Origin of the sequence: Crenothrix sp. (assembly GCF_043729335.1) — a bacterium.
GTDB lineage: Bacteria > Pseudomonadota > Gammaproteobacteria > Methylococcales > Methylomonadaceae > Crenothrix.
The window spans coordinates 24,191-48,282 of the sequence record NZ_JAYTLQ010000002.1; the positions used below are offsets into that span (position 1 = coordinate 24,191).

The following is a 24,092-nucleotide window of genomic DNA, read 5'->3' on the forward strand; positions in this document are numbered from 1 at the left end:
ACCAATCTTTTGTTGTTTACATTTACCGAGCTATTTCAAACCAATAGCAAACTGTTTCAGGTAGTCATTCGGTTTGGTTGCGTCATAGCTGATGCCGTCGATAAAATCAGCACTGGGGGGTTTAATGCCACTGTCGCCGTCGGCTGGGAAATCACTGGCTTTGGCTTTGCCTTCAGCGACCAAGGCTTTAGCAGCAGCCATAAACACATCGGGTTTATACACTTGTTTGGCAATGTCCATGTACCAAGAGTCTGGCTTGGCTTCACTGACCATGCCCCAGCGGCGCATTTGCGTCAGGAACCAGATAGCATCGCTGTAGTAAGGATAAGAGCCGTTGTAACGGGCAAAGACGTTGAAATCGGGTAGCGGACGTTTATCGCCTTTTTCGTACTCAAACGTGCCGTTCATGCTGTTGGCAAGCACGTCGGCATCCGCACCGACGTATTGTTTTTGCGACAACATCTCAACCGCTTCATTGCGGTTTTTATTGCCCTCGGCATCCAGCCACAACGAGGCACGAATCAGCGCTTTAACAATAGCAATATGGGTTTTTGGGTTCTTTTCGGCAAAGGCTTTGGTAACGCCAAAGATTTTTTCCGCACTGTTTTTCATCATTTCATAATCGCTGATCACAGGAACACCGATGCCTTTAAATACCGCCTGCTGGTTCCAGGGTTCACCTACGCAATAGCCAGCAATCGTGCCCGAATCCATGGTAGCGGGCATTTGTGGCGGCGGTGTGACTGATAGCAGTACATCCGCACCTTTTTGACCAGAAGTGTCGCCAGTCTCATAAAGCCCAGGATTAATGCCACCCGCTGCCAGCCAGTAACGCAGCTTTAAATTGTGCGTACCCACCGGAAACGTCATACCCATATTGAAGGGTTTGCCCGCCGCCTTGTATTTTTCTATTACCGGTTTTAGAGTATCGGCTTTAATGGGATGTACTGGTTTACCGCCTTCCAGTGGTATTTGCGGTTTCATTTGTTTCCAGACATCATTGGATACCGTGATGGCATCGCCGTTTAGTGTCATATTAAAAGCACTGACGATATCGGCTTTAGTGCCGTAGCCGATAGCCGCGCCTAGTGGTAAGGGTGCCAGCATGTGAGCGCCGTCCAATTCACCACTGACTACGCGGTCTAGCAATACTTTCCAGTTAGCCTGTGCTTCTAGCTGCACTGATAAACCTTCATCATCAAAAAAACCTTTTTCAAAAGCCACCGCAAGAGGCGCCATGTCGGTAAGTTTGATGAAACCCAGTTTCAGGCTTTCTTTTTCCAGTTTTTCAGCAGCACCGACATAAGATGTAAACGTCAATGATGAAATAAGTGCCGCAGCTGAGATGGCTCTGACCAGACTGGTCAATGTGGGTTTTTTAGGTTGATTCATAAATAACGTGTCCTGTATCAGAATTTTTGAACAAAAAAAAGCGTCTCTAAACAGGCCGTGTTGATAGCAACACCAGCTGTTATGTGACGCCTTTGTCAGATTGCTCAGCTGTTAGCTTAGCGGGAGCCTCCATCGTTAGAGCCTCTGTAATAAATAAAGCATAAGTTATGCCAAATTTTATTTTTGCATTTATTATTTTATTTTTGTTTGTTATTACAATTGGTTATAAGTGTTGTCGCAGTGGGTTTGATATGGGGTGTGTGAATCTGTTCACAAGTCACAACTTAAATTTTGCTCGACTAGAGTGCAAGCGGGTGGATTTTTGCACCAAAATAGTGAACGCGGCGTTAAAATAAAAACGTGACAATGGCTTTTAAATGCCCTTGCTCGATAACAGGAATAGCCAGCATGCTGCTTAAGTTATCCAATTCAGGATTGTATTCAGACTCGTGCAGATTTCCGGTAATCATAGGCATACCGGTCAGCCACACTCGACCTAAAGCGCCCATGCCTTTATTAACGGTAATGGTTTCAAATATTTCTGCTAGATTATTGCTGGTTTTACTGTAACCGTGCTGGCAAACTAGTTGCTTATTCTCCTGATCTGGAATCCATATTTGAATGCGCTTGGCAATGGGGGTCGCTTTGGCGGATAAAAATGTCATCACATAACTGCGTCCCTTGTTGGTGCAAACAGGAATACTCAAACCCGTAGTAATACCGGCCAGTTGTGCATCGCTGGCGCGGATAAATTCCTCCATCTGGCCAATATCTTCCATTAAAACCGGTAGTCCCGTTTGCCAGGCCAGACCCGGTAGGCCTTTGCCTTTTGACATATTGACCAGTTTGGACATGTTTTCAAAATAGTCCAGCGATCCGTAATAACCATTCATGACCTGCAAGGTATCCTGGGTTGCAAGGCTATTGCGCCAGACTTCAATGGCTCCCGCATGTGCTTCATCATCACCGCATAAAAACACCACCACCGCCAACAAAAAATCACCAGAAAAAATGGGCAGTGCAATGCCGCAGGTCAGGCCTGCCAGCTGCGCGGCAGTAGTGCGTTTAAAGTAGGAATGCTCAAAGCTTCTCAGCACAATAGGGTGGCCAGCAGCCCATGCTTTACCCGGTAAGCCTTCGTTGTAGGCAAAATAGTGTTGTTCACTGGCATTTTTAAAATCGGTCAGTGCGCCATATAAGCCGGAGCCAAATTCCAAGTGTGTGCGTTCTTTGTTCGGTATCCATATTTCAATGACTTTAATAAATGTTTTCATGGAGTGTTTTTTATTTAAGTAATTCAGCCATAGCGATGATATTCCTGGCCATTTCGCCCAAGGTAATGTTGCGATCCATTGCCAGTTTTCTGAGCGTGTGGTAGGCGACGCCTTCGGTAAAATTTTGGGTTCTCATCAAAATTGCTTTGGCGCGGTCTATCAGTTTTCGATCTTCAAGTTGGCTACGGGCTTCGTCTAAAGCCTCTTTTAGCAATTGTCTTTGGTTAAACTTTGCGATAGCAACCTGAATGATGCTGTTAATGCGTACACCGGTTAAGCCATCGATGATCAAGACGCTGACTTCGGCTTTTACAACTTTGTTGATGGTTTCGTTACAGCAATTGTTGGCGAACATAATGACGGGCAGGGGGCTATCTTGATTTAAAGCATGTAGGTCGGTAATCAGTGGGTCTGAGGGAGTATCGAGATTAAAAATAATGAGATCAGGTCGGCACTCCTTGGCGAGCGTTAAAAATGCAGAGCCGCTCTGCATTTTTAGAAAATCAAAGTTGCATTTGTTAAGTGCTTTTTCTAGTAAAACACTATTTACGTTGTTTTCAACTAATAAAACATTTTGCATATGCCTGATTTATCGTTAGGGCTGTGTGTTTATGTATTGTTGTTTTACTGGCTTCGTTTTATTTTTCGGACAAGGCATAACCGGCGCTGCCGGATGCAACCACCGAGACAAATACAAAAGCCTCCAAACCGGTATTTTTTGCGCCATGTACTTGGTTAGGTTTGGCGACGGCAATATCATGAGTTTTGATAGTGCGTACAAGGCCATTACCTAAAAAATATTCAGCTGTGCCCGATAAAACTGTCCAGGTGTCCTGGCCATGTGGATGAATATGAGGCGAAATTTCTTGGCTTGGCTGCACATGCCATACCACAATCACTGACTCTGGAGTTTGCAGTACAACTGATCGAATAGGTTGGTTTTCCGAGGGCTGAATGTAGTCAGCAACTGAGAATATTCTTGATTCGATAGTCATAAACAAGCGTCCTGGGTTTGAGTAATATTATCGGTGCTGGTGGGTTGTTCCAAAGAGTTGATACATTGCCTGCGTTTTTGCCGGTAAAAAAAGATGCGTCCTTGCATCACATCGACATCCAGTCTTCACAGGAGAGGTACAACTTCAAGCAAAAATGGCGAATAGCGTGCGTTCAGCTTATCCAGTCCCGTTAAAAAAAGATGCGTCCTTGCATCACATCGACATCCAGTCTTCACAGGAGAGGTACAACTTCAAGCAAAAAATAGCGGATAACATGGGTTTAGCTTATCCAGTTCCGTTAAAAAAGATGCGTCCTTGCATCACATCGGCATCTTGTCTATCTGGAGAGCTAAAACTTCAATAAGTCAAACAGGAAACCCTTTAAAATTAATTAAGCAAATATAATGCCAAATTATAATTTTTGGTCGGTATTATAGAATATTGTTAGTTTTAATAATGGCTTACGGTAATTTCAACAGCAGGCAGTACATTGGGGTAAAGAACTGTGCCGCATTAATTTTGTGCATAGCTGTTTTTAGAATGCACCAAATCGGTGTTTTTTAGAATTACATTGTGTTAATCCAGATAGCACTTATAAGTTCGCACTGATTTAAAGCGTCTTTGCACAATGAAATGCCGTGATTTTAAAAATCCGGCATTGTTAATAATTTTTTCAAAAAATCACATGATAAAAAAGACTTTATAAATAATTAGATAGGATTTTTATTGAATGTTAAATTGAAATTGGCCTTATTATTGCTTGAGTATAAATGTAAGTATGAGACAAAAAAGTCTCATACGGTCAAGATGTATTGAAGGGCTGGTTATGTAGCTTGACTACTTTTAACAGGATTTCATCAAATGGTCATATTTACAGCGTAAGCTTTGATGTAATCCAAATAATCAGACTATTTATGAGGACAAGATCATGTTAAGCGATTATTTATCTTTAATAGCCATATTTGACTTTCACATAAGATGGCCGAGCTTGTTACCTGAAACTTGGGTGGCACTTTTGCTGCTAGCTTCTTTAGGTGTGTTGATATCGGCTGAATTACATGCCCCACGCGAAAAACTGAGCAAGAAAAATCTAAAGCAGTCTTATCTCACCAATATGGGGCTGTTTTTGTTTAACAACGTGTTGATGTCACTGTTGTCTATCAGTGCGTTGTTTGTACTGGCGCAACATTATGCTGACCGGGGCTTACTCAGCCACTTATCCAGCCCTGTCTTAAAAGTATTGCTGTCTTTGCTGGCATTGGATTTACTGCTGTATGCCTGGCACAGGGTATGTCACAGCTATGATTGCTTTTGGATGTTTCACAAGGTGCATCACAGCGACGCGGCATTAAACGTAACTACAGCGTTTCGGGTACATTTTATAGAGGTATTATTAACCAACAGTCTCAAGGCGCTTTGTATTGCGGTGTTAGGTATAGAAGAAAAGATAGTACTGGCTAGCGAGGCTATTACCACCGTGTGCATTTTGTTTCATCACACCAATATCAGCTTTAAGGCAGAAGTATGGCTGGGTAAATTGATTATTATGCCTTACTTACACAGGGCGCATCACTCAATGCTGCGTAATGAACATGACAATAACTATGGTGCGGTCTTGTCAGTATGGGATCGACTGTTGGGCACGTATACCGAAGTTAGCCCTGTTGCTGTGGGCATTAAAGCTTATGTGCCACAAGATATCCTGGGCTTGATTAAAGCGGGATTGACCATTGCAAATCCTGTCGCAAATCCAGTGCCATCATTATCTGCATTAATTGACATTCCACCGACGGTACTGGAACACATGATTGCAGAAGCGGCTTATTACAAAGCTGAAAAGCGTGGCTTTAATCCAGGTAATGATATAAATGACTGGCTGGAAGCTAAAAAGGAGATTATTGCTAAAATTTGCGGTAATAAACCCAATGCAAATAGAAGAGCCCGGAATTTTCCGCAGCTATTTAAACAGATTTAATTACAGCGTTTTCATTCAGGTGAATAACATTAATTATTAGCAGCGGAGTGCAAACCTAGGTTTGTATTCCATCGAATACAACTAATCAATACTGAAAACGCTGTAAGTTTCATTGTCTTTTAAACAGGGAACGGTTTACGAAGATAACGTTATAGCGGCATCTCAGCAGCAATATAGTGAGTGACCTTGGGCGGTGCGTCGCCTTGGTGAAAAGTTAACACCTGATCTTGCAGAATTTTATCTTCATTAGGTGTACGTGCATGATGGCGCAAGTGTTCTGCCCAGCTGTCTTCCATAAAGTATTCAAGATAGTGGCCCAGATTTTCGGTATTTTCAAAAATCCCCCAACGGTACACGCCATGGCGCATACGCATAGCCTTGAGTTGGTGCGCAAGTTTTAAAAAAGTCTGTTTGTCCTGTGGGTTAATCTGGTAACAAATGGTCACCATTACTGGGCCTTGATCAAATTCAATGCTTTCAGTGGGATGGGGAGCGGGCCAGTGTAATGATGGGGTAAAATCCATTTCACTGCCCTGTTGAAGCTTTACCCTCCATGTGAGCAGCATAAATATTGCCCCGCCTAAGGCTGCAATATTCAGGGCATAATTAACAGAATAAACATTAGCCAGCCAGCCCCAAAACGCAGAGCCCAGGCTAATACCCAGAAAAAAAACCATCAAAAAAACCGAAAGTCCTCTGGCCCTTACCCAATCTGGCAATGATTGTTGTGCTGATACATTGACACTCGATAACACTAGCACCCAGCAAATCCCTAGCATAAAGCCCGCCAATAAAGCGTAGCCTTGGGAAGTGGCTATAGCGAAATAAGCGCTGATTACCGCAAGCCCAAAAGAACCTATCATGACTAGCGTATTAACGGTAAGCCAGCGTTTGAAGGTTGGCAGACTAAAGCCAGTCCACGCACCTCCTACCCCTATGGCTGTCATTAAAAAGCCAAAAAAGTTAGCATCCCCCTGCAAATTGGTTTTAACAATAAGCGGAATTAATCCCCAGAAAGCATTGGCAAAAAACATAAAACCAAACGCATGCAACATGCTGGCTTGCAAAGGTTTACTAAATAAGGAGTAACGGATGCCGGTGCGCATTGCACGCCACACTTTTTCGGGGGGAATAGAGGAGTCAGCAGTTTTTAGCATCTGCTTCCAAAAAAACATAGCCAGAATAATGGCAATAAAACTCAATGCATTGGCAGCAAATGGAACCGCCAAACCATAACGGGTTACCAATATTCCGGCTATGGCAGGGCCTATGGCTCGGCTAAGATTAATATTAATACTACCCAGTGCTATGGCTTGGGAGAGATGTATTTTAGACACGGTGCCAGGAATTAAAGATTGCCAGGCGGGGGCACTGAACGCTGCGCCTGCACCCATTAAAAAGGTGTAGCACAGCAAACTGAGCGGTGAAACGTCCTTTTTAAACACCATGAGTGCAAATGTAGCTCCCGCCAGCATCATTAATGCATTAGCAGTAACAATGAGTTTGCGACGGTCAATAATATCTGCCAAGGCTCCAGCTGGTAAAGCGAGTAGAAAAAACGGCAAAGTGGTAGACGATTGCACCAACGCCACCATAAGTGGCGAGGTTTTTAAATCGGCCATTAGCCAGCTGGCGGCAACAGAATTCATCCAGGTGCCGGTATTGGAAATAAAAGCGGCCAACCAAAATAGTCTAAATGCGCCGTATTTAAAAGGTGTGAGTGCTGATTCCCTGGTTTTCATACGCACCTGTGCTTAAATCAAGATCAGCTTTGGGAGGCCAAACTGTGTTGACCTGTGTTATTAAGCTTAAATAGCGATTACTATTTTCTGATAAGGAGCTTGTTCAGTGCTTGAAGTTCCTTTAGCGCCTACAATCATTCCCCAAAAGTAAAAAAGAAAGTGGAACCCTCGCCAGGTGTGGATTGCAAAGACAGTTGGCCACCTTGCCGTTCAATGTGCTTGCGGGCAATGGTTAGCCCGGCTCCCGTGCCACGGCCGTAAGCATCAGCGGCATGTAAGCGCCGGAAAATACCAAATACGCTTTCTTGATGGCTTTCCGGTATGCCAATGCCATTGTCCTTAACGAAAACAGAAGGAGGCGAGTTTTCAATATGTCCGATTTCAATCTGTTTTTGGTGTTTGTCGTTGTACTTGATAGCGTTGACAATCAGGTTGTGAAAAACTGCGCCAGTAGCTACCGGATCGCATATCACATGAGGCAATGGCTTTAAGATATTAACCTGTGCGCCTGATTCGGTAATGCGGTTGGATAATTCATCCAGCACTGATTCCACAAGGCTATTAAGATCCACGTTTTGCATTTCTAAGGCTTGCTTATCAGCGCGTGAATAATGCAGTACCGCTTGAATCAGATCAGACATGCGGGTGCTGGACTTAACAATAGTGTCGAGTTTTTTAACTTCCGGCTCGTCTAATTTGTCGTGGGCAGTTTCGCGCAAAATATAAGAGGACTTAAGAATACCACGCAAAGGTTCCTGCAAATCGTGAGAGACAATATAGGCAAAAGCTTCAAGTTCACTGTTACTTTTTTCCAGGCTTAACGCCAGTGCTTTCTGCTTTCCCAACAATTGCAATAAAATTAGCGCACGTTGTAAATCAGTTATGGCTTCTGCCTCATGGCCTTGCCAAGGCCTTGCTTTACCTTGCACGGATTCTTTCCAAAGCTCAAAAGAGACGCGTGGCGTCAAACGTTCTTCGCCATTTATGGCGTTAACTTCAACAGGTTTGCGCGGATCACCTGCCCAATTAATTTCATGCGGCCACTCAGGCCGAAAGCCCAAGATATATTGCTCTGGCTCCCTAAGGCGTGCAGCTATTAAGCCTGTCGCTTGATCAGGAAATGCGCTAGCTGATTCAAAAACACTCGGCAGTTGCTCGGTTACAAAAATATCACCTTGTTGATCTAGCCACGTCATTAGGGTTTTAATGAAGGCTTCCGGCGGTGTAATGCCTGAGCACATAATACGATTATCCACACACAGCGCTGCACCGGTAATATCCAGAGTATTTAACAGTTTTGTGGGCAGCGCGTCTAAAGTACTGGAAGACAGCTCAGAGGTTATTTCAATAATCTGGCGTTTGGCAGTTAGGGCGGCTTTATCTTGCGCGGCTTTGGCTTTTTCCACAAATAACAGCGTTGCCGTTTCGGCAAAAGTTTGATATGCCAGCCGGTCTGAATAGCACATGCGTCTTGGCGTAGCACCCATGCAACTGAAAAATCCCCACAGTTTGCCCTGGTTAACCAGCGATAACAGCAGACGTGAACGGGCGTTTATATTGAGATAATATTGGCTGCACATCCGCGACATACTGCGCAATACGGAAAAGCTAAGGTCAATGGGTTGGGCATTTTGCTCAGTACCAGTGGCCATGATTACCGGTATCGGATCGTAAATATGTTCCGGTGCATACTGTATGGGCATTAGCAGCATTTGTCGACGTCCCGGTTCCGGTATATCCGAGCGTGGAAAGTGCTTGTCAAAAAACGGAGGAAAACCTGCGTCACAGGCTTCGGCTATAGCGTGTCCAGAACCGTCGGCAAGAAAATAAGCGCCGATTACCGAACCACAGCCAGTCATGCGTTTTAACTCGCGCACGGCAATAGCCATGCCTTCCTGCCAGGTTTCGGCAGCCCGAAGTGCAGCGATTCCGTCGGTTATTTCGGAAAGCCTTTCGGTAGGTGAAACGTGTGTGGTTTCGGCAGGCAGCCCTTCAAATTCAATTACAAAGACATCGGCGGACCGGTGCACAAGCACATCGAACTTTTCCTCGCTAAATAAGGTAGGGAAGCATCCCACATATCGGGGCGGACGGGAATCAGTGATGCCCGTTAAGCCGGTTTCAATGCTGCGCTTAATGTCTGCATTTACAACACGGTCGAGATTTTTACCCCACAAGCTCTCAAGTTTGCCGCCAACCCATGCAGCCGCATTGGCACTGGCTCCTATAATACTATAGTCATCAGCTGCTAATATCAGCATGACCCCATGTGGCATAATGGCTCCTGAAAACTGTACCTGTTCTCGATCACAATTAGATACTGTGACAGTGTCTTTCCAGGTTTGCGTGCCGTTGGCATTAGAAAAAGTCTGAATGTTAGTGGATTCCATAGCGCTACCTTGGGTTTAATCTAGAGGTATTTTTTATTGAGAAGCTGTACGTTGGATAGCCAATAGTTGAATATTTTCTCCAGAATGGATATATGTTCTGGATATAAAAACGGCTTAAGATGGTAAGCGTTGGCGCCAAATTCGTAACACAACTTTATATCAGCTTGGTTGGAGGAGGTAGAAAACATGACGATGGCAATATGCTTTAAAGCACTGTCTGTTTTTATCTCGTTTAAGGTTTGACGGCCATCTAAACCGGGCAAACTAACGTCCATGAGAATAAAGTCCGGATTTATGGCAGGACTTTTAGAAGTGCCTCGTAATAATATTAAGCATTCATCGCCGGTAATGGCACGGTGAACTTTGTGCCTTAGCCCGGTTTTACGCAGCGCATTTAAAGCGGTATCGAAATCTTCATCGGAATCTTCGACGATTAGAACTTGGTGGGTATAAAGGGAAATAGTCATTAAAAAACTCTAAAAATAAAAGGACTGCCATTGCTATTTTTAAAAGAATTAAATTATTAAAAACAGATTTGGCCGGTATGTTATCGATCACCCTTGTCATCGTCAATACATTGATAAATAAGTGTTACCAGTTTTCAGATTATTCGATATACCTGTAAAACTTACAGCCGATTGAGGCCAAGGCATTAATCCTCAAAAGCCTATTTATTCAAGACGAGAAAATTTCGACAAAGCTGGAATTTATGGCTTAAAAATCATCGCTGCTTTTTTATTATTAACGGGTTAAATATTTAATGTGGATACAACAAGAGATTTTATTAGCGGCTAAAAAACGTGGGTTTCATTTGATAACCTCCGAAATTATCAGTGCTTTGCCTACACTTACCCGCATTGAATGTGGCTTGCTGGTGTTATTTATTAAGCATACTTCGGCGTCTTTAACCATTAACGAAAATGCCGATCCTACCGTAAGGCAAGATTTAGAAAGCCACTTTAATACTTTTGTGCCGGAAAGAGCGCCTTATTACCGCCATGATTATGAAGGTGATGACGACATGCCTGCACACATTAAAAATTGTCTGTTAGGGTCAAGCGTCACGATTCCTATTACAAACGGCAAATTTAATCTGGGCATCTGGCAAGGCATTTACTTATGTGAGCATCGAAATCACGGCGGACAAAGAAGTCTACTGGCTACGCTTCAGGGACGGCTCATATCAGAATAATGTTTCATCATTTTAATATGGGGAATAGGTATGGATACGCCGTCGCGAAGCGCATCAAGCTCGTGTTCTGCAAGATACAAATCTTCAAGGTCGTCTAAATGTTCCAGGATAGCTTCGGTTACATAAAAAGCCTTGCTGCGACCGGTGAGCATTGATAAATACTCCAGCTTAGCTTCAACGTCAATAGGGAGTTGGATAGAGATAGCCATAAAAAAAGCCTCTGTGGTTAGGTAAGTATTGTGTAAGCATCAGGGGCATCGCAACTCCTTTGCTTAGCATGAAGTATAGTCAAGCTTATACACGACTGCATCACTGACTAATAAATTTCAGATATAATTAGCGCACTCGTTTACATTTTGTGTCATTAAAATAACATTTTCACCAATGTCCAAAAAAAAGATCCCAAGCTTTGAAGAGTCGCTCGCAGAACTGGAGCAATTGGTTAGCTTGCTAGAACAAGACAATATCTCCCTGGAAGATTCGTTAAAATCTTTTGAGCGCGGGGTCACCTTGACCCGTGAGTGCCAAAAAGCCTTGCAGGATGCAGAACAAAAAATACAAATTCTAATCACAAAAAATGGCACGCCCACCCTGGAACCTTACCCTGATGAATAACGCGTTACAACAGTACCTAACCATTTGCCAAAATCGCGTTGAAACCGCTTTAAAAGCACGGTTGCCTAGTAGCAACATACTGCCGCAAAAACTGCATGAGGCTATGCAATACAGTGTATTAAATGGTGGCAAGCGCATGCGGCCTTTATTAACCTATTGCACCGGCAAAACCTTAGGTATCAGTCCAGAAGCCTTAGATGGCGCAGCGTGTGCAGTGGAGTTTATTCATGTTTATTCGTTAATCCATGATGACCTTCCGGCAATGGATGATGATGATTTAAGGCGCGGCAAACCGACCTGTCATAAAGCGTATGATGAAGCCACGGCTATTTTAGCGGGCGATGGTTTGCAGGCTTTGGCCTTTGAAATATTAGCTCATGACAGCTCAATTAACGCATCTCCGGAAGCGCGTTTAAAAATGATTACCTTATTAGCTAAAGCCAGCGGTTCTCAAGGTATGGTAGGCGGTCAGGCAATTGATTTGGAATCGGTAGGCAGACAACTTAACTTGCCTGAGCTGGAAAATATGCACATCCATAAAACCGGTGCGTTGATCCGTGCCAGCGTTAATCTAGCCACATTGACTAAAGCCGATATCGACCCTAATATGGCTACTAAGCTGGACCATTACGCCAAATGTATCGGCCTGTCTTTTCAGGTTAAAGATGACATTCTGGATGAAGAAAGCGATACCACTACGCTGGGTAAAACGCAGGGCAAAGACAAAGATAACAACAAACCTACTTACCCTGCTTTATTAGGCTTAGCGGGTGCAAAGCAAAAAGCGCAGGAATTACACGAAAAAGCTATTGATAGCCTGAGTATTTTTGGCGCAGAAGCGGATTTATTACGGGAGTTGTCGCTGTATATTATTCAGCGTAATCATTAATAATGGATCAAAAGCCGAAGATTAATAGTCCTTAGATAAGGTAATGTACGATGATTGAGAAAGGGAGGTTGGTACGCTGGATTGATGATAAAGGCTTTGGCTTTATAAAACCGGAAGATGGCAAAGCCGAAATATTTCTCCATATTTCGGCGCTGAAAGGCATGAGCCGTAAACCTGTTGTTGGTGACATTATTCACTATCTGATGGAAGTTGACGCTAACGGTAAGAGCCGTGCTGTAAATGCTAAAATTGAAGGCGTGACTCAGATACTTAAGCTAACCGCTCTGGAGCAGAAACGCCAAACAGCTTCATTATCTCAGGCAACAGAAAAACCCTACAGAAATCAAACGACGAAAGTCAGTAAAGCAAAAAACAGCTTTTATCTGTTACCTATTCTCGTTGCAATTGGCGGGGCGGTTTTTGTTTATGACAAGGTCTTTCAAGAAAAAATTCCTACTGTCCAAGCTGAAAAACTTATGGCTGAGTCTCAATCGATAAATCAAACAACACACTTTCAATGCCAAGGCAAAGTATGGTGTACGCAAATGTCATCTTATGAAGAGGCAAAGTTTTACCTGGATAATTGTCCTGGAACTAAGATGGATGGCGATGGTGACGGCGAACCTTGTGAACAACAATTTTGATTTATCGGTTTCGCTCCTCCTATAATTGCTTGTTTGTAGGTTGGTGCTGACGTTAGGAAGCCCAACAATTACTAGGCATTACCATGAGATTTTCATTGAATGTTCAAATCTTCAGCGCAGTTATTGCCAGCCTTATTTGCGGTCTGGCATTGCAACAGCTTGGCATCGATGCTGCCGTTTACAAAAAAGCCATTTTTGTCTGCGAAATTGTCGGCAATACCTTTGTCGATTTATTAAAAATGATCTTGATTCCCTTGGTATTTACTTCAATTACTGTGGGTGTGGCGCATCTTAGACACCACAGCAATATGCAACAAGTATGGAAAACTACTCTGGTTTTTTTTCTGTTTACCTCATCTTTAGCGGTAGTGCTGGGTTTAAGTGTATCCAATCTGTTCCATTTGGGCGCTGATATTGATATTCATTTGTTTGATAATGAACTACAAAAATTTAACGCCCAGAGTTTAACCGTACCACAATTTGCCACGCATTTTTTTCACAGCCTGTTTATCAATCCCTTAGCGGCTATGGTGCATGGTGATATTTTAGCCGTAGTGATTTTTGCTTTATTTTTGGGTATTGCACTGATAGTCATGGCAGAAAAAGCCCAGACCATTTTAAACATGACCGAAGAGCTGCTAGCTATTATCATGTTGATGGTTAACTGGATAATGAAAGTCGCCCCGATTGGCATATTTGCCTTACTGACTAAATTGGTCGCCACGCAAAATATTGCCTTGTTAAGCACACTCGCCAAATTTATTGTGGTGGTTATCGGTACCACGCTGTTTCACGGTGTTGTCGTGTTGCCTTTGATTTTATACGCTATCACGCGCATCTCGCCGTTATTCTTTTTTAAAGGCGCTAGAGAATCTTTAATTACCGCTTTTGCCACCAGTTCCAGCTCCGCAACTTTGCCAGTTACGTTGCGCTGTGCCGAAACCCATTTAAACGTTGATAAAAATATAGCGGGGTTTGTGGTTTCGCTAGGTGCGACAGTTAATATGGACGGCACCGCATTGTATGAAGCCGCTGCAGCTTTATTTATTGCCAACCTGACCGGCATAGAGCTAAATTTACTGCAACAAACCATTGTATGTATTACTGCCATGTTAGCAGCCATTGGCGCGCCAGGTATCCCCAGCGCAGGTATGGTAACCATGGTGATGGTCTTGCAATCGGTAGGTTTACCGGCAGAAGCTATCGCTATTTTATTACCGATAGACCGTTTACTGGATGCCGTACGTACTGTAGTGAATGTTGAAGGCGATATGATCGGTAGTTTGGTAGTACAAAAGCTTACCAAGCCGGATCGTTAAAGTTTAAGATTGATTAACTTGGTTCAGTAGCAAGATAAGTCAGCTTTTAGCTAACTTACTATGACGAATTGAATAGGTAAAGTACACGATCAAGCCAATAACTAACCAGACTACAAAACGCAGCCAGGTAAGTGCGGGCAAAAATGCCATTAACGCGCTGCATGATAGCATGCCAAGTACTGGAAACAACGGGCTGTAGGGTGAGCGAAACGGTCTTATCATGTCTGGTTTAGTGATGCGCAATACAATGACACCTAAGCACACCAATACAAAAGCGGCCAAAGTACCAATGTTCACTAACTCAGCCAAATCACCCAGCGGTATGAGACCGGCTACGAATGCCATAATCACACCACATATCACAATAACGCGTACCGGTGTTTGGGTTTTAGGATTAACGCGGCTGAAAAATGGCGATAATAAACCATCGCGTGACATGGCAAAAATAATGCGTGTTAAACCGTAATAAAGTACCAGCATAACGGTGGTGAGCCCTGCTATAACGCCGGTTGAAATCAATGCTGAGGCCGAGTTGAAGCCAATCAGCTTGAGAGCATGGGCTACTGGGGATGATACATTCAGATCAGTGTAGGGGACAACGCCGGTTAGCAGGGCAGAAACGACAATATAAATAATGGTACAAAAAGACAATGAAGCGACGATTCCAAAAGGTAAATCATGTTGCGGGTTTTTGGCTTCTTCGGCGGCGGTAGACACCGCATCAAAGCCTACGTAAGCAAAAAATACCAGCGACGCTCCCGCTAAAACGCCGGAAGTTTTACCATCGGGTAAAACTTGATACCAGCCGAACGGCATAAACGGATGCCAGTTTTCCGGATGCACGTTAAACGCGGCAATACCGATAAAAATGCTGATAGTAATTAATTTAACAATCACCATCGCATTATTGGCTTTTGCGCTTTGTTTAACGCCAATAATCAGCAATATCATTAAAATTAAAATAATCAGCGAGGCGGGTAGATTAATGAGTCCTCCAAGCTTAGGGGCTTTAGTCAGCATGTCCGGTAACGGTATGCCCATAGAGGTCAATGCATTATTGAAATAGCCAGACCAACCATTGGCTACTGCTGCTACAGAAATACCATATTCCAGTAGCAAATCCCAGCCGATAATAAAAGCCAGTAACTCACCAAAGGCCGCATAACTGTAGCCATACGCACTACCACAGCCACCTACGGCCGCAGATAATTCGGCATAAGAAAGTGCTGCAAACGCACAAGCAAATCCTGCAATAACAAACGATAACACCACGGCCGGTCCGGATTGCGTGGCGGCGGCAATGCCTGTTAGTACGAAAATACCTGTGCCGATAATAGCGCCTATACCCAAAAAAGTCAGATCCCACGCAGATAAACAGCGATTGAGAGTTTGGTCGGCATTATCATGGGCACTAATAGGCTTAGTACGAAAAATTTGCAGGGCCATAAAACATCTCGTGATGGAGGGAGGTGGGGGTATACAAGTGTTTCAACGTGCGTTGAATCGAGTATAGCATAGACTTAAAGAAGCCAAATAAGCCGCACTTCAAATCATTTTGTTGATAAGTGATTTTAAAAGATTACCCGAAGATACGCGGCATGAGCTTGGTTTAGATGAGGCCAAGAAACATCAAGGTGATGATAATAAAGGCCATTAAACCTCCTATCCAAGTGATTTTATGGAGTAACGGCATGTCGTGCCAATAGAGTTCGGCAGTGATTTTACCTGCTCGGAAAGTATTAACGCAAGATTGGCAAGTATCTATTAATGCATGGTAAAGACTTGAGATAACGTGCGATAAGCCATAACAAATGCCAAGGCCAATTGTAATGAGAAGATAAAAGACGATGGTTTGGGTTTCATGTACGCCAGTCTCAAAAATACTTTCGACAGCTTTATCGAGCACAACCTCAATAACTTCGAACAAGATGTGCAAAGCTTCTAATAACGAGCCGAATATCACGTCGTAAGTGTTGATCAAAATACCCAAGATCACACCCATAATGCTTAATCTAAAAATAATCTGTCTAAAAGTTATCGATGTCATCTTGGCGGCTCATTTCATACGATAATAGTTGATTGCCTGCTAATTTACCAATGCTTTGATGGGTTTTCCATGCTAATTTGTCCCTTTATAAAATATACACCTAGTGATTTTATCGAGGATTAATTGTAGAGACGCAAGATTTTGTGTCTCTACAGAGTAATTTTAAAATTTTTTAACCCACCCACACTCTAGCATTGCTGAACAGTCGCATCCATGCGCCATGCTCTTGCCATTCTTTTGGATACCATGAGTTTTGCAAGCTTCTAAAACAGCGTTCCGGATGCGGCATCATAATGGTAAAACGGCCATCGGCTGTGGTCAGGCCTGTTATGCCGTGCATTGAACCATTGGGATTAGCCGGAAAATCCGTGGTAGTTTTGCCATAATTACTCACATAGCGCAGCGCAATTAACGGCGCGGCATTAGGCGCAAATTCAGCACGGCCTTCACCATGCGCGATAGCTATCGGCATTCTGCTGCCTGCCATACCGGCCAATAAAATGGATGGCGATGCTTGCACCTCAACCATTGCTACACGGGCTTCAAACTGTTCCGAGGTATTGCGTAAGAATCGTGGCCAATGCTCGGCACCTGGGATAATGTCTTTCAGCCCTGACATCATCTGGCACCCGTTACACACGCCTAATGCAAAAGTATCGGTACGTTGGAAAAACGCACTGAACTCATCACGGGCACGCGGGTTAAACAGTATAGACTTAGCCCAGCCGCCACCTGCACCCAGCACGTCGCCGTAAGAAAAACCGCCGCACGCGGCCAAGCCAACAAAGTCTTGCAAACTAACACGGCCATGAATAATGTCGGTCATGTGAACATCGACACTGGCAAAACCGGCTCTGTCAAACGCTGCTGCCATTTCCACATGGCCGTTAACGCCTTGTTCCCTTAGAATGGCGATTTTAGGACGGCTGAGCGCAATAAACGGGGCGCTGATGTCTTCGTTAATATCAAAGCTAAGTTGGGCATGAAGTCCCGGATCGTAATTATCGCTGATAGCCTGGAATTGCTGTTTGGCACAGCCAGGATTATCACGTAACGCCTGCATCCTATAGCTGACTTCTGACCACATCTGTTGCAATGTGCTACGGCTGGCCGAATACAGCATTTTTCCGGCCAACGATAACGTTAAATAAGGTGCGGCAATCACTTGGCCAATCACAAAAGTGCAATCAATTAAACCGGCTTGTCGCAAAAAGCCCACTACTTCATCGCAATCTGACTGGCGCACTTGCAGCACCGCGCCCAGCTCTTCGTTAAACAGAATGCCTAAGGCATTGTCACCGAGTTCATCTAAATTTAATGATGCACCCAAGCGTCCGGCGAACATCATTTCGGCAACCGTCGCTAACAAGCCGCCGTCCGAGCGGTCATGATAAGCCAGCAGCTTGCCTTGGGAATTCAGGATTTGAATCGATTCAAAGAACGCTTTCATTAATAGCGGATCATCCAGATCAGGGCACTGGCTACCGATTTGCCGGTACACCTGCGCCAATACCGAGCCGCCCAAGCGATTTTTACCTGCACCCAAGTCAATCAAAATCAATGCGCTGTCTTCACCGCCTTGCAATTGCGGAGTCAGCGTCAGGCTAATATCCAGCACCGGTGCAAACGCAGTCACTACCAGTGATAACGGTGCAGTCATGGTTTTTTCACCGCCGTTGTCTTGCCAAACCGTTTTCATCGACAGCGAATCTTTACCGACCGGAATGGCAATGCCTAACGCGGGGCACAGCTCCATGCCAATGCTTTTGACGGTATCGAACAGATCAGCATCTTCGCCGTTAACACCAGCGGCGGCCATCCAGTTGGCGGATAATTTAACGTCCCGCAGTGAATCAATCCGTGCTGCGGCGAGATTAGTTAACGCTTCGGCAATTGCCATGCGCCCAGAAGCCGGTGCATCAATGATGGCAATCGGCGCACGCTCGCCCATTGCCATCGCTTCACCTGTGATGGCATGGAAACCGGAAGCGGTCACCGCCACATCGGCCACCGGCACTTGCCAAGGGCCAACTAATTGATCTCTTGCCACCAAGCCGGTAATCGAGCGGTCGCCAATATGAATCAGAAAGCTTTTGTCGGCCACGGCAGGGAATGACAGCACGCGTTTAATCGCCTCAGCTAGTTCAACACCGCTGAAATCTAAATCTCTAGTGGCGGCTTTAACACGCTTAACATCGCGGTGCATTTTTGGCGGCTTGCCAAACAGCAACGACATAGGAATGTCGACCGGCTTGCCGTCCAGCCATTCATCGTTTAAGGACAGATGCTGCTCTTCGGTGGCCTCGCCAATCACGGCAAACAAGCAATGTTCGCGCTCACAAAACGCGGTGAATAAGTCCAGTGATTCAGGCTTAATGGCAATCACATAACGCTCTTGCGATTCATTGCTCCAGATTTGCATGGGTGACAAGCCTTTGTCGGCATTTTGCACATTGCGTAGTTGGAAACGTCCACCGCGGCCGCAGTCATGGATAATTTCCGGCACGGCGTTGGATAATCCACCGGCACCAATGTCATGAATCGAAATAATCGGCGTGTTATCACCCAGCGAATTACAATGGTTGATGACTTCCTGGCAGCGGCGCTGCATTTCGGGGTTTTCGCGCTGCACCGAGGCAAAATCCAATTCTTCTGTGCCTGCACCGGAAGCTTGTGATGACGCCGCACCACCACCCAAACCAATCAACATGGTCGGGCCGCCTAAAATAATGATTAACGAACCGGTGGGAATTGGCTGTTTTTGCACCAGCATTGGGCGAATATTGCCCATGCCACCGGCAATCATAATTGGTTTATGGTAACCGCGAAACGCTGTCGTGCTATTTTGCACCAGCTGTTCAAAGTTACGGAAATATCCAGTCAGATTAGGCCTGCCAAATTCATTATTAAATGCCGCACTGCCTAACGGGGCTTGCAGCATAATGTCCAGGGCAGAGGCGATGCGCTGTGGCTTGCCGTTATTGTCTTCCCAAGGCTGCGGGTAGCCTGGGATTTTTAAGTGTGACACGGAAAAGCCCGACAAACCGGCCTTGGTGGCAGAGCCCCTGCCGGTTGCACCTTCGTCACGGATTTCACCGCCGGAACCTGTCGCAGCACCAGGGTAAGGTGAGATGGCGGTGGGGTGATTATGGGTTTCTACCTTCATTAAAATGTGCGCGGCTTCTTCGATGTAAGTGTAGGCGTGGCTGTTGGCATCACGGATAAACACTTGCGCCGTGGGGCCTTCCATCACCGAGGCATTGTCGCTGTATGCCGACAAAATACCTTGTGGGCTTTTGGCAGCGGTATTACGGATCATGCTGAACAGCGATTTGGCTTGTGCCACGTCATCTATCGTCCAATCGGCATTAAAAATTTTATGGCGGCAATGTTCCGAGTTGATTTGCGCAAACATCATCAGTTCAACATCGGTAGGATCGCGGCCTAAAGTCTGGAAGCTGATGGTTAAGTAATCTATTTCATCTTCCGACAATGCTAAACCCAAATCTGCATTAGCACTCACTAAGGCATCACGGCCTTGTGCCAGGATAGCGACGCTAGCCAGCGGTTGCGGCGGAGTTTTGCTGAACAGATCCGGCACGATTGCACCATCTACAACATCCTGAGTCATACGGTCATACAACAAAGCCGATAGCTGCGCTTTTACAAATATAGATAAGGGTTTTTTGCTGGTCAGTGTGTATTCAATACAGCGCTCAATGCGCTTGACATCAATTAACCCACACCGCTGAGCAATTTCGGTGGCTTTGCTGGACCACGGTGAAATCGTACCTGAGCGTGGTACAACCAGGAGCTTTTCGCCGTTGGCTGTGTCGGTTAATGGCGATCCGTAAGTTAACAGCTGATGTAAAATTGCCGTATCGTTTTCGCACAGATCAAGCTCATTATCAACAAAATGGATGAATTGCGCGCTAACACTCAGAAGGTCAGGAGCGATGGCGCGTGAGTCCGCATACAATTTTTCAATTCGGAAAGGGGAAAGAGCAGCAGGTCCAGAAATTTTTAGCATGTAAGGAAAAGGTCAGTACAGGTCGAACCAGCGCGGCGCAGTTCAACAAAAAAATGGAGTAACAATGGATTACGCGGCTAATCCTTATCAATATTAGATGTCACTATATTTTTATGGGCAAAATATTAGAACACGCAGACACGAATTTAAACGGGTTTACAGGGTTAAAAAATTTTGTGCTTTTCGTGTCGCCTAAAAGCGCCTATTTTTGGTTTTCGTGGACAAATCTAATATAAATACACGAGATATCGTGTTTCTACTTTTTGGTTTCGGAAAAGTTTTCTTTAATGGTTTTCTCTAGAGTATCCAATAACTTGACGCTGGCGGCGGTATCGGCTAGCGGTTTTTTATCGCTATCAACAATCAGCGCTGTAACGTGGTCGCTGTTTTCGATGAGCTGTAAACGATATTCTTGTTCGTTAGTTTGAAAACCTTTAAACAAAAACTTCACTTCATCCATTAATGAGCCATCTTCGAATTTTTTTTCGTCAGGATCGTATTGAACGGTATACCGATGTTCTTCGGGATTACGTTTAGTGACTTCGATAGAGTTTCGACTTAAGGCTTTATCGATAGCTCGCCACGCCCGGAGCATAGGAACGTTAAAGCGTAATTGACTGGATCCATCTTGTTGGGTTTTTTCAATGGCAATGGGTTTTGTGGTATCGCCGGTTTCATCAGGAACCGGATCCGCCTCAGACGGCGGTCTGGCCTGCTCTGGAATCTCAGAAGCAATGTCGGATGCAGGGGCAGAATTTTCAGAAGTCGGTACAGGCGAACCGGGCGAGGGCGTCATATCATCAGGTGACGGTGAAGATGCCGCTGGCGCTACTTTGGGCGCAGGTGTGGGATTATCTCTTAAATCCTTAGGCCAGTTGAGCATAGGGATTTCTTTAGTGTGCTGATAGTCTCTTTCTTTATCAGGGAAAAGCTTGGTGACATGGCTACAAGCTGTGAGATTACCAGCAATATAGCCAGCAACGGTTATCAGAATAATCTTGGTTTTTATCGCACGCACTTAAATTACTCCAGCACTGCGCATGGCAGCACGCACGCTATCAAAACAACTCTCGGACAACCAGGTTAAGGGTAAGCGTATGCCTTTGCCCATTAAACCCATTTCAGCCACCGCCCATTTTACCGGTATCGGATTAGATTGGATGAACAGGTCTTTATGCAAGGCAGCGAGTTTTTCATCAATTGCCAACGCGGCAGCACTGTCGCCACGCATGGCGGCGGTAATCATATCGTGTACCAAACGCGGCGCCACATTTCCCGTGACGGTAATGCTACCGTTGCCACCGAGCAAACAAAATTCACGACTTGTCGCATCATCACCGGTATACAAAGCAAAATCAGCACCGGTTAAATCACGAATTTGCTTCACGCGGGATAAATCACCGGTCGCTTCTTTAACACCAACAATATTATTAAGGTGTGATAAACGGCCTACGGTTTCTGGCAGCATATCGCAAGCGGTACGGCCAGGCACGTTATATAAAATCTGTGGAATATCCACGGCATCTGCAATGGCTTTATGGTGCAGATACAAACCTTCTTGCGTCGGTTTATTGTAGTAAGGCGTTACGATTAAACAGGCGTCTGCACCGGCTTGCTTGGCTTTGTGGGTCAGGCCAATCGCTTCAGTGGTAGAGTTGGCACCGGTACCTGCAATAACAGGTATCCTGCCATTGACATATTCAACAATGCTTTTAATGACATCGCAATGTTCGTCTTCATTCAGCGTGGCTGATTCCCCTGTAGTGCCTACAGCAACCAGTGCATCTGTCCCTTGATTTATATGGAATTCAACCAGTTTTTTGAGGCTGATTTTGTCGATTGCCCCTGATTCGTCCATGGGGGTGACTAGCGCTACGATACTACCTTGAATCATGAAATCTCTCGGCCAATTAATGAATGCGATAACAAAACTTTCAGCATTATAACAAGCAAATACCGAAAAAAGGTAAAGCTATCAGCGGACGCGCTAAATAGGTTGCAATGGGCAATGGCTTCTTAATAAATAAAAATTTCACAAAAATGGGGCTTATTCAGATTAAGTTCATTATTGATGAATTAAGCTCATTGCCAATTAATACAAGACCTGATTTGTTAATTTAGTGGTGGTTGTGTCATGGTAATGATGGCTTTTTTTGCTTTTTTAGCGGCTTTAACAATGTATTTTTCGTCTTTGTAAATGCTGCTAGTCCGTAGTCAATTTTATTTTGGCGGATAAGATTCAATTATCCGTTGCATTAATAGTTTTACAATACCGTGCAAAATAAAAATGATTAAGTACTAGCTTCGTTACTCGATGAGCTATGGGTTGGTGTGGTATTTTATTAAACAGAGGATTTTTAAATGAAATTAATTCAAGTGTTAAGTTATAGCTTAGCAACGGTTGTCTTTTGTGCTTCGGGAAGTGCGGCGGCTGCGATTTATGGCGGTGCGACGTGCCATAATTATGAGGGGCGTGATGCTGGAACCTTTGAGTTTTATGGGCACGGTATTACGAATGGTTCACCAAGCCTGTCAAAACAAGTTATTTGTCCGGTAACCAAACAAGCTAGAGACTATAAAGGACTTAGTGTTCGGGTTAATCTGGATTCTCCTGGAGCTAAAACAGTTGCTTGTACTTTATACGGTTATAACGCAAATGGTGTTGGCATAGGATTTAAGGCGGTTAAAAATCAAAAGAAAGGTAAAGAATCTTTAACGATTCGGGTTCCCTCCAGTACTCCACGAAGTTATTTTAGTCTCGTGTGTAGCTTGCCCTCTAAAGAACGTTCAGAAATATACAGTATTGAATCGCTCAATTGATGATTTCATCAAGGGATTGATTTTTGCAGCTCTATTGTTACTTCCGGATACGTATAAACAATGAATATATTTAAGATTATACTCATTACTACTGCGGTTAATTTGCCTTTAAGTGTCTATGTTTCTACTTTAATATCTAAACCAGCTGCTGTGCAAACCCCTATACAAATACACAGCAGCACTGTAGAAAATATTCCCCTAATTTCAAAAAATAGTGAAGATCATCAGCAAAATGATGAGATGGTTTTGCTAAAAACCGACGTGCAAGCTTTAAAATTACAACTGGCTAGCTTGAAAAACCAAATACAAAGCTCACCTAAAACAAAGGCCAGTAATGCAATAAAGCACGACAACACGATAGCGCGCAATGATGAAGCTATGCTCGCTGAAGAACAAAAACATTTTGCTGTAGAAGGAGCGGCGCTGGAATCCGCTTTTCGTCAGCAAACTGTGAATGCAAAGTGGTCAGCAGAGACAATAGATTTAATTGGAAAAGGGTTGGCCAGCGACAAGATAGGTGCCAGTTCAATGATAAGCCTGGAATGTCGTAGCGATACGTGTCGTTTGGAGTTAGCGAACAACGGCAAAAATCAGCCGCCTGATTTTGTGGAGTTCCCTCAACAAATCGCGGGAGAATTATCCAATTTAATGGTGAGCCAGACAGAAAGCAGCGATAGCAGTACGGTGTTTTATTTGTCCAAGGAAGAGTTTGTGTTGCCTAACGGCGATCATTTATGATGTTGCCATCAATACAGAGAGATTTACCCC

General features: G+C 44.4%; 21 protein-coding genes. 8 read left to right on the forward strand and 13 right to left on the reverse strand.

Going from position 1 to position 24,092, the window contains the following annotated elements; genetic code table 11:
• Positions 1-30 precede the first annotated feature (30 nt).
• From ACHZC4_RS00695 to ACHZC4_RS00710, 4 genes are all read right to left on the reverse strand, one after another.
• A complete protein-coding gene (locus ACHZC4_RS00695) occupies positions 31-1,392 on the reverse strand; it encodes a CmpA/NrtA family ABC transporter substrate-binding protein (RefSeq protein ID WP_394751831.1) in 1,362 nt (453 codons plus the stop codon).
• Positions 1,393-1,739: 347 nt separating this feature from the next.
• On the reverse strand, positions 1,740-2,666 hold the full coding sequence (locus ACHZC4_RS00700; RefSeq protein WP_394751832.1) for a GAF domain-containing protein: 927 nt from the start codon (positions 2,664-2,666) through the stop codon (positions 1,740-1,742).
• Between the two features lie 10 nt (positions 2,667-2,676).
• Positions 2,677-3,246 carry an ANTAR domain-containing protein gene (locus tag ACHZC4_RS00705; RefSeq protein ID WP_394751833.1) on the reverse strand — a complete coding sequence of 190 codons (570 nt, stop codon included), beginning with the start codon at positions 3,244-3,246 and terminating at the stop codon, positions 2,677-2,679.
• A gap of 58 nt (positions 3,247-3,304) precedes the next feature.
• Positions 3,305-3,661 carry a cupin domain-containing protein gene (locus ACHZC4_RS00710; RefSeq protein ID WP_394751834.1) on the reverse strand — a complete coding sequence of 119 codons (357 nt, stop codon included), beginning with the start codon at positions 3,659-3,661 and terminating at the stop codon, positions 3,305-3,307.
• 928 nt (positions 3,662-4,589) lie between these two features.
• Between ACHZC4_RS00710 and ACHZC4_RS00715 the strand changes: the two genes are divergently transcribed.
• A complete protein-coding gene (locus tag ACHZC4_RS00715) occupies positions 4,590-5,636 on the forward strand; it encodes a sterol desaturase family protein (protein ID WP_394751835.1) in 1,047 nt (348 codons plus the stop codon).
• Positions 5,637-5,785: 149 nt separating this feature from the next.
• Here ACHZC4_RS00715 and ACHZC4_RS00720 read toward each other — a convergent pair whose 3' ends face one another.
• The 3 genes from ACHZC4_RS00720 to ACHZC4_RS00730 form a co-directional block, all read right to left on the reverse strand.
• Entirely contained in the window at positions 5,786-7,378 is a 1,593-nt protein-coding gene (locus ACHZC4_RS00720) for an MFS transporter (protein ID WP_394751836.1), read from the reverse strand.
• A gap of 134 nt (positions 7,379-7,512) precedes the next feature.
• Positions 7,513-9,768, reverse strand: coding sequence for an ATP-binding protein (locus ACHZC4_RS00725; RefSeq protein WP_394751837.1), 2,256 nt, complete (start codon positions 9,766-9,768; stop codon positions 7,513-7,515).
• Between the two features lie 20 nt (positions 9,769-9,788).
• A complete protein-coding gene (locus tag ACHZC4_RS00730; RefSeq protein WP_394751838.1) occupies positions 9,789-10,235 on the reverse strand; it encodes a response regulator in 447 nt (148 codons plus the stop codon).
• Between the two features lie 293 nt (positions 10,236-10,528).
• On the opposite strand from ACHZC4_RS00730, the gene ACHZC4_RS00735 reads away from it, so the two are divergent.
• Positions 10,529-10,960 carry a secondary thiamine-phosphate synthase enzyme YjbQ gene (locus ACHZC4_RS00735; protein ID WP_394751839.1) on the forward strand — a complete coding sequence of 144 codons (432 nt, stop codon included), beginning with the start codon at positions 10,529-10,531 and terminating at the stop codon, positions 10,958-10,960.
• Here ACHZC4_RS00735 and ACHZC4_RS00740 read toward each other — a convergent pair.
• Positions 10,936-11,169, reverse strand: a complete 234-nt coding sequence (locus tag ACHZC4_RS00740; protein ID WP_394751840.1) for a TraY domain-containing protein — start codon at positions 11,167-11,169, stop codon at positions 10,936-10,938. The genes ACHZC4_RS00735 and ACHZC4_RS00740 overlap by 25 nt on opposite strands.
• Positions 11,170-11,344: 175 nt before the next feature.
• Between ACHZC4_RS00740 and ACHZC4_RS00745 the strand changes: the two genes are divergently transcribed.
• From ACHZC4_RS00745 to ACHZC4_RS00760, 4 genes are all read left to right on the forward strand, one after another.
• Positions 11,345-11,575 (forward strand): exodeoxyribonuclease VII small subunit, encoded by a 231-nt coding sequence (locus ACHZC4_RS00745; RefSeq protein WP_394751841.1) that lies wholly within the window; start codon positions 11,345-11,347, stop codon positions 11,573-11,575.
• On the forward strand, positions 11,568-12,464 hold the full coding sequence (gene ispA, locus ACHZC4_RS00750; RefSeq protein WP_394751842.1) for a (2E,6E)-farnesyl diphosphate synthase: 897 nt from the start codon (positions 11,568-11,570) through the stop codon (positions 12,462-12,464). Before ACHZC4_RS00745 ends, ispA begins: the two co-directional genes overlap by 8 nt.
• A gap of 50 nt (positions 12,465-12,514) precedes the next feature.
• Complete coding sequence (locus ACHZC4_RS00755; protein ID WP_394751843.1) at positions 12,515-13,108, forward strand: cold shock domain-containing protein; 594 nt, start codon at positions 12,515-12,517, stop codon at positions 13,106-13,108.
• Between the two features lie 83 nt (positions 13,109-13,191).
• A complete protein-coding gene (locus tag ACHZC4_RS00760) occupies positions 13,192-14,427 on the forward strand; it encodes a dicarboxylate/amino acid:cation symporter (protein WP_394751844.1) in 1,236 nt (411 codons plus the stop codon).
• A gap of 39 nt (positions 14,428-14,466) precedes the next feature.
• Here ACHZC4_RS00760 and ACHZC4_RS00765 read toward each other — a convergent pair whose 3' ends face one another.
• The 5 genes from ACHZC4_RS00765 to dapA all read right to left on the reverse strand — a co-directional run bounded on the left by ACHZC4_RS00765 (position 14,467) and on the right by dapA (position 22,398).
• Positions 14,467-15,873 carry an amino acid permease gene (locus ACHZC4_RS00765; RefSeq protein WP_394751845.1) on the reverse strand — a complete coding sequence of 469 codons (1,407 nt, stop codon included), beginning with the start codon at positions 15,871-15,873 and terminating at the stop codon, positions 14,467-14,469.
• 163 nt (positions 15,874-16,036) lie between these two features.
• The gene (locus ACHZC4_RS00770) at positions 16,037-16,474 is read right to left on the reverse strand and encodes a hypothetical protein (protein ID WP_394751846.1); all 438 of its coding nucleotides are present in this window, start codon (positions 16,472-16,474) and stop codon (positions 16,037-16,039) included.
• A gap of 172 nt (positions 16,475-16,646) precedes the next feature.
• Complete coding sequence (gene purL / locus ACHZC4_RS00775) at positions 16,647-20,504, reverse strand: phosphoribosylformylglycinamidine synthase (RefSeq protein ID WP_394751847.1); 3,858 nt, start codon at positions 20,502-20,504, stop codon at positions 16,647-16,649.
• A gap of 256 nt (positions 20,505-20,760) precedes the next feature.
• Complete coding sequence (gene bamC, locus ACHZC4_RS00780; protein ID WP_394751848.1) at positions 20,761-21,522, reverse strand: outer membrane protein assembly factor BamC; 762 nt, start codon at positions 21,520-21,522, stop codon at positions 20,761-20,763.
• On the reverse strand, positions 21,523-22,398 hold the full coding sequence (gene dapA / locus ACHZC4_RS00785) for a 4-hydroxy-tetrahydrodipicolinate synthase (RefSeq protein ID WP_394751849.1): 876 nt from the start codon (positions 22,396-22,398) through the stop codon (positions 21,523-21,525). It abuts the gene before it with no gap.
• A 467-nt stretch (positions 22,399-22,865) separates the two neighbouring features.
• Here dapA and ACHZC4_RS00790 point away from each other — a divergent pair, with 467 nt between their 5' ends.
• The gene (locus tag ACHZC4_RS00790; protein ID WP_394751850.1) at positions 22,866-23,324 is read left to right on the forward strand and encodes a hypothetical protein; all 459 of its coding nucleotides are present in this window, start codon (positions 22,866-22,868) and stop codon (positions 23,322-23,324) included.
• 60 nt (positions 23,325-23,384) lie between these two features.
• On the forward strand, positions 23,385-24,062 hold the full coding sequence (locus tag ACHZC4_RS00795) for a hypothetical protein (RefSeq protein ID WP_394751851.1): 678 nt from the start codon (positions 23,385-23,387) through the stop codon (positions 24,060-24,062).
• Positions 24,063-24,092: the final 30 nt, after the last annotated feature.

Bases quoted from the DNA above. Each gene is read 5' to 3' on its own strand.
- ACHZC4_RS00695 (WP_394751831.1), bottom strand. From the start codon at position 1,392: ATGAATCAACCTAAAAAACCCACATTGACCAGTCTGGTCAGAGCCATC.
- ACHZC4_RS00700 (WP_394751832.1), bottom strand. From the start codon at position 2,666: ATGAAAACATTTATTAAAGTCATTGAAATATGGATACCGAACAAAGAA.
- ACHZC4_RS00705 (WP_394751833.1), bottom strand. From the start codon at position 3,246: ATGCAAAATGTTTTATTAGTTGAAAACAACGTAAATAGTGTTTTACTA.
- ACHZC4_RS00710 (WP_394751834.1), bottom strand. From the start codon at position 3,661: ATGACTATCGAATCAAGAATATTCTCAGTTGCTGACTACATTCAGCCC.
- ACHZC4_RS00715 (WP_394751835.1), top strand. From the start codon at position 4,590: ATGTTAAGCGATTATTTATCTTTAATAGCCATATTTGACTTTCACATA.
- ACHZC4_RS00720 (WP_394751836.1), bottom strand. From the start codon at position 7,378: ATGAAAACCAGGGAATCAGCACTCACACCTTTTAAATACGGCGCATTT.
- ACHZC4_RS00725 (WP_394751837.1), bottom strand. From the start codon at position 9,768: ATGGAATCCACTAACATTCAGACTTTTTCTAATGCCAACGGCACGCAA.
- ACHZC4_RS00730 (WP_394751838.1), bottom strand. From the start codon at position 10,235: ATGACTATTTCCCTTTATACCCACCAAGTTCTAATCGTCGAAGATTCC.
- ACHZC4_RS00735 (WP_394751839.1), top strand. From the start codon at position 10,529: ATGTGGATACAACAAGAGATTTTATTAGCGGCTAAAAAACGTGGGTTT.
- ACHZC4_RS00740 (WP_394751840.1), bottom strand. From the start codon at position 11,169: ATGGCTATCTCTATCCAACTCCCTATTGACGTTGAAGCTAAGCTGGAG.
- ACHZC4_RS00745 (WP_394751841.1), top strand. From the start codon at position 11,345: ATGTCCAAAAAAAAGATCCCAAGCTTTGAAGAGTCGCTCGCAGAACTG.
- ispA (WP_394751842.1), top strand. From the start codon at position 11,568: ATGAATAACGCGTTACAACAGTACCTAACCATTTGCCAAAATCGCGTT.
- ACHZC4_RS00755 (WP_394751843.1), top strand. From the start codon at position 12,515: ATGATTGAGAAAGGGAGGTTGGTACGCTGGATTGATGATAAAGGCTTT.
- ACHZC4_RS00760 (WP_394751844.1), top strand. From the start codon at position 13,192: ATGAGATTTTCATTGAATGTTCAAATCTTCAGCGCAGTTATTGCCAGC.
- ACHZC4_RS00765 (WP_394751845.1), bottom strand. From the start codon at position 15,873: ATGGCCCTGCAAATTTTTCGTACTAAGCCTATTAGTGCCCATGATAAT.
- ACHZC4_RS00770 (WP_394751846.1), bottom strand. From the start codon at position 16,474: ATGACATCGATAACTTTTAGACAGATTATTTTTAGATTAAGCATTATG.
- purL (WP_394751847.1), bottom strand. From the start codon at position 20,504: ATGCTAAAAATTTCTGGACCTGCTGCTCTTTCCCCTTTCCGAATTGAA.
- dapA (WP_394751849.1), bottom strand. From the start codon at position 22,398: ATGATTCAAGGTAGTATCGTAGCGCTAGTCACCCCCATGGACGAATCA.
- ACHZC4_RS00790 (WP_394751850.1), top strand. From the start codon at position 22,866: ATGAAATTAATTCAAGTGTTAAGTTATAGCTTAGCAACGGTTGTCTTT.
- ACHZC4_RS00795 (WP_394751851.1), top strand. From the start codon at position 23,385: ATGAATATATTTAAGATTATACTCATTACTACTGCGGTTAATTTGCCT.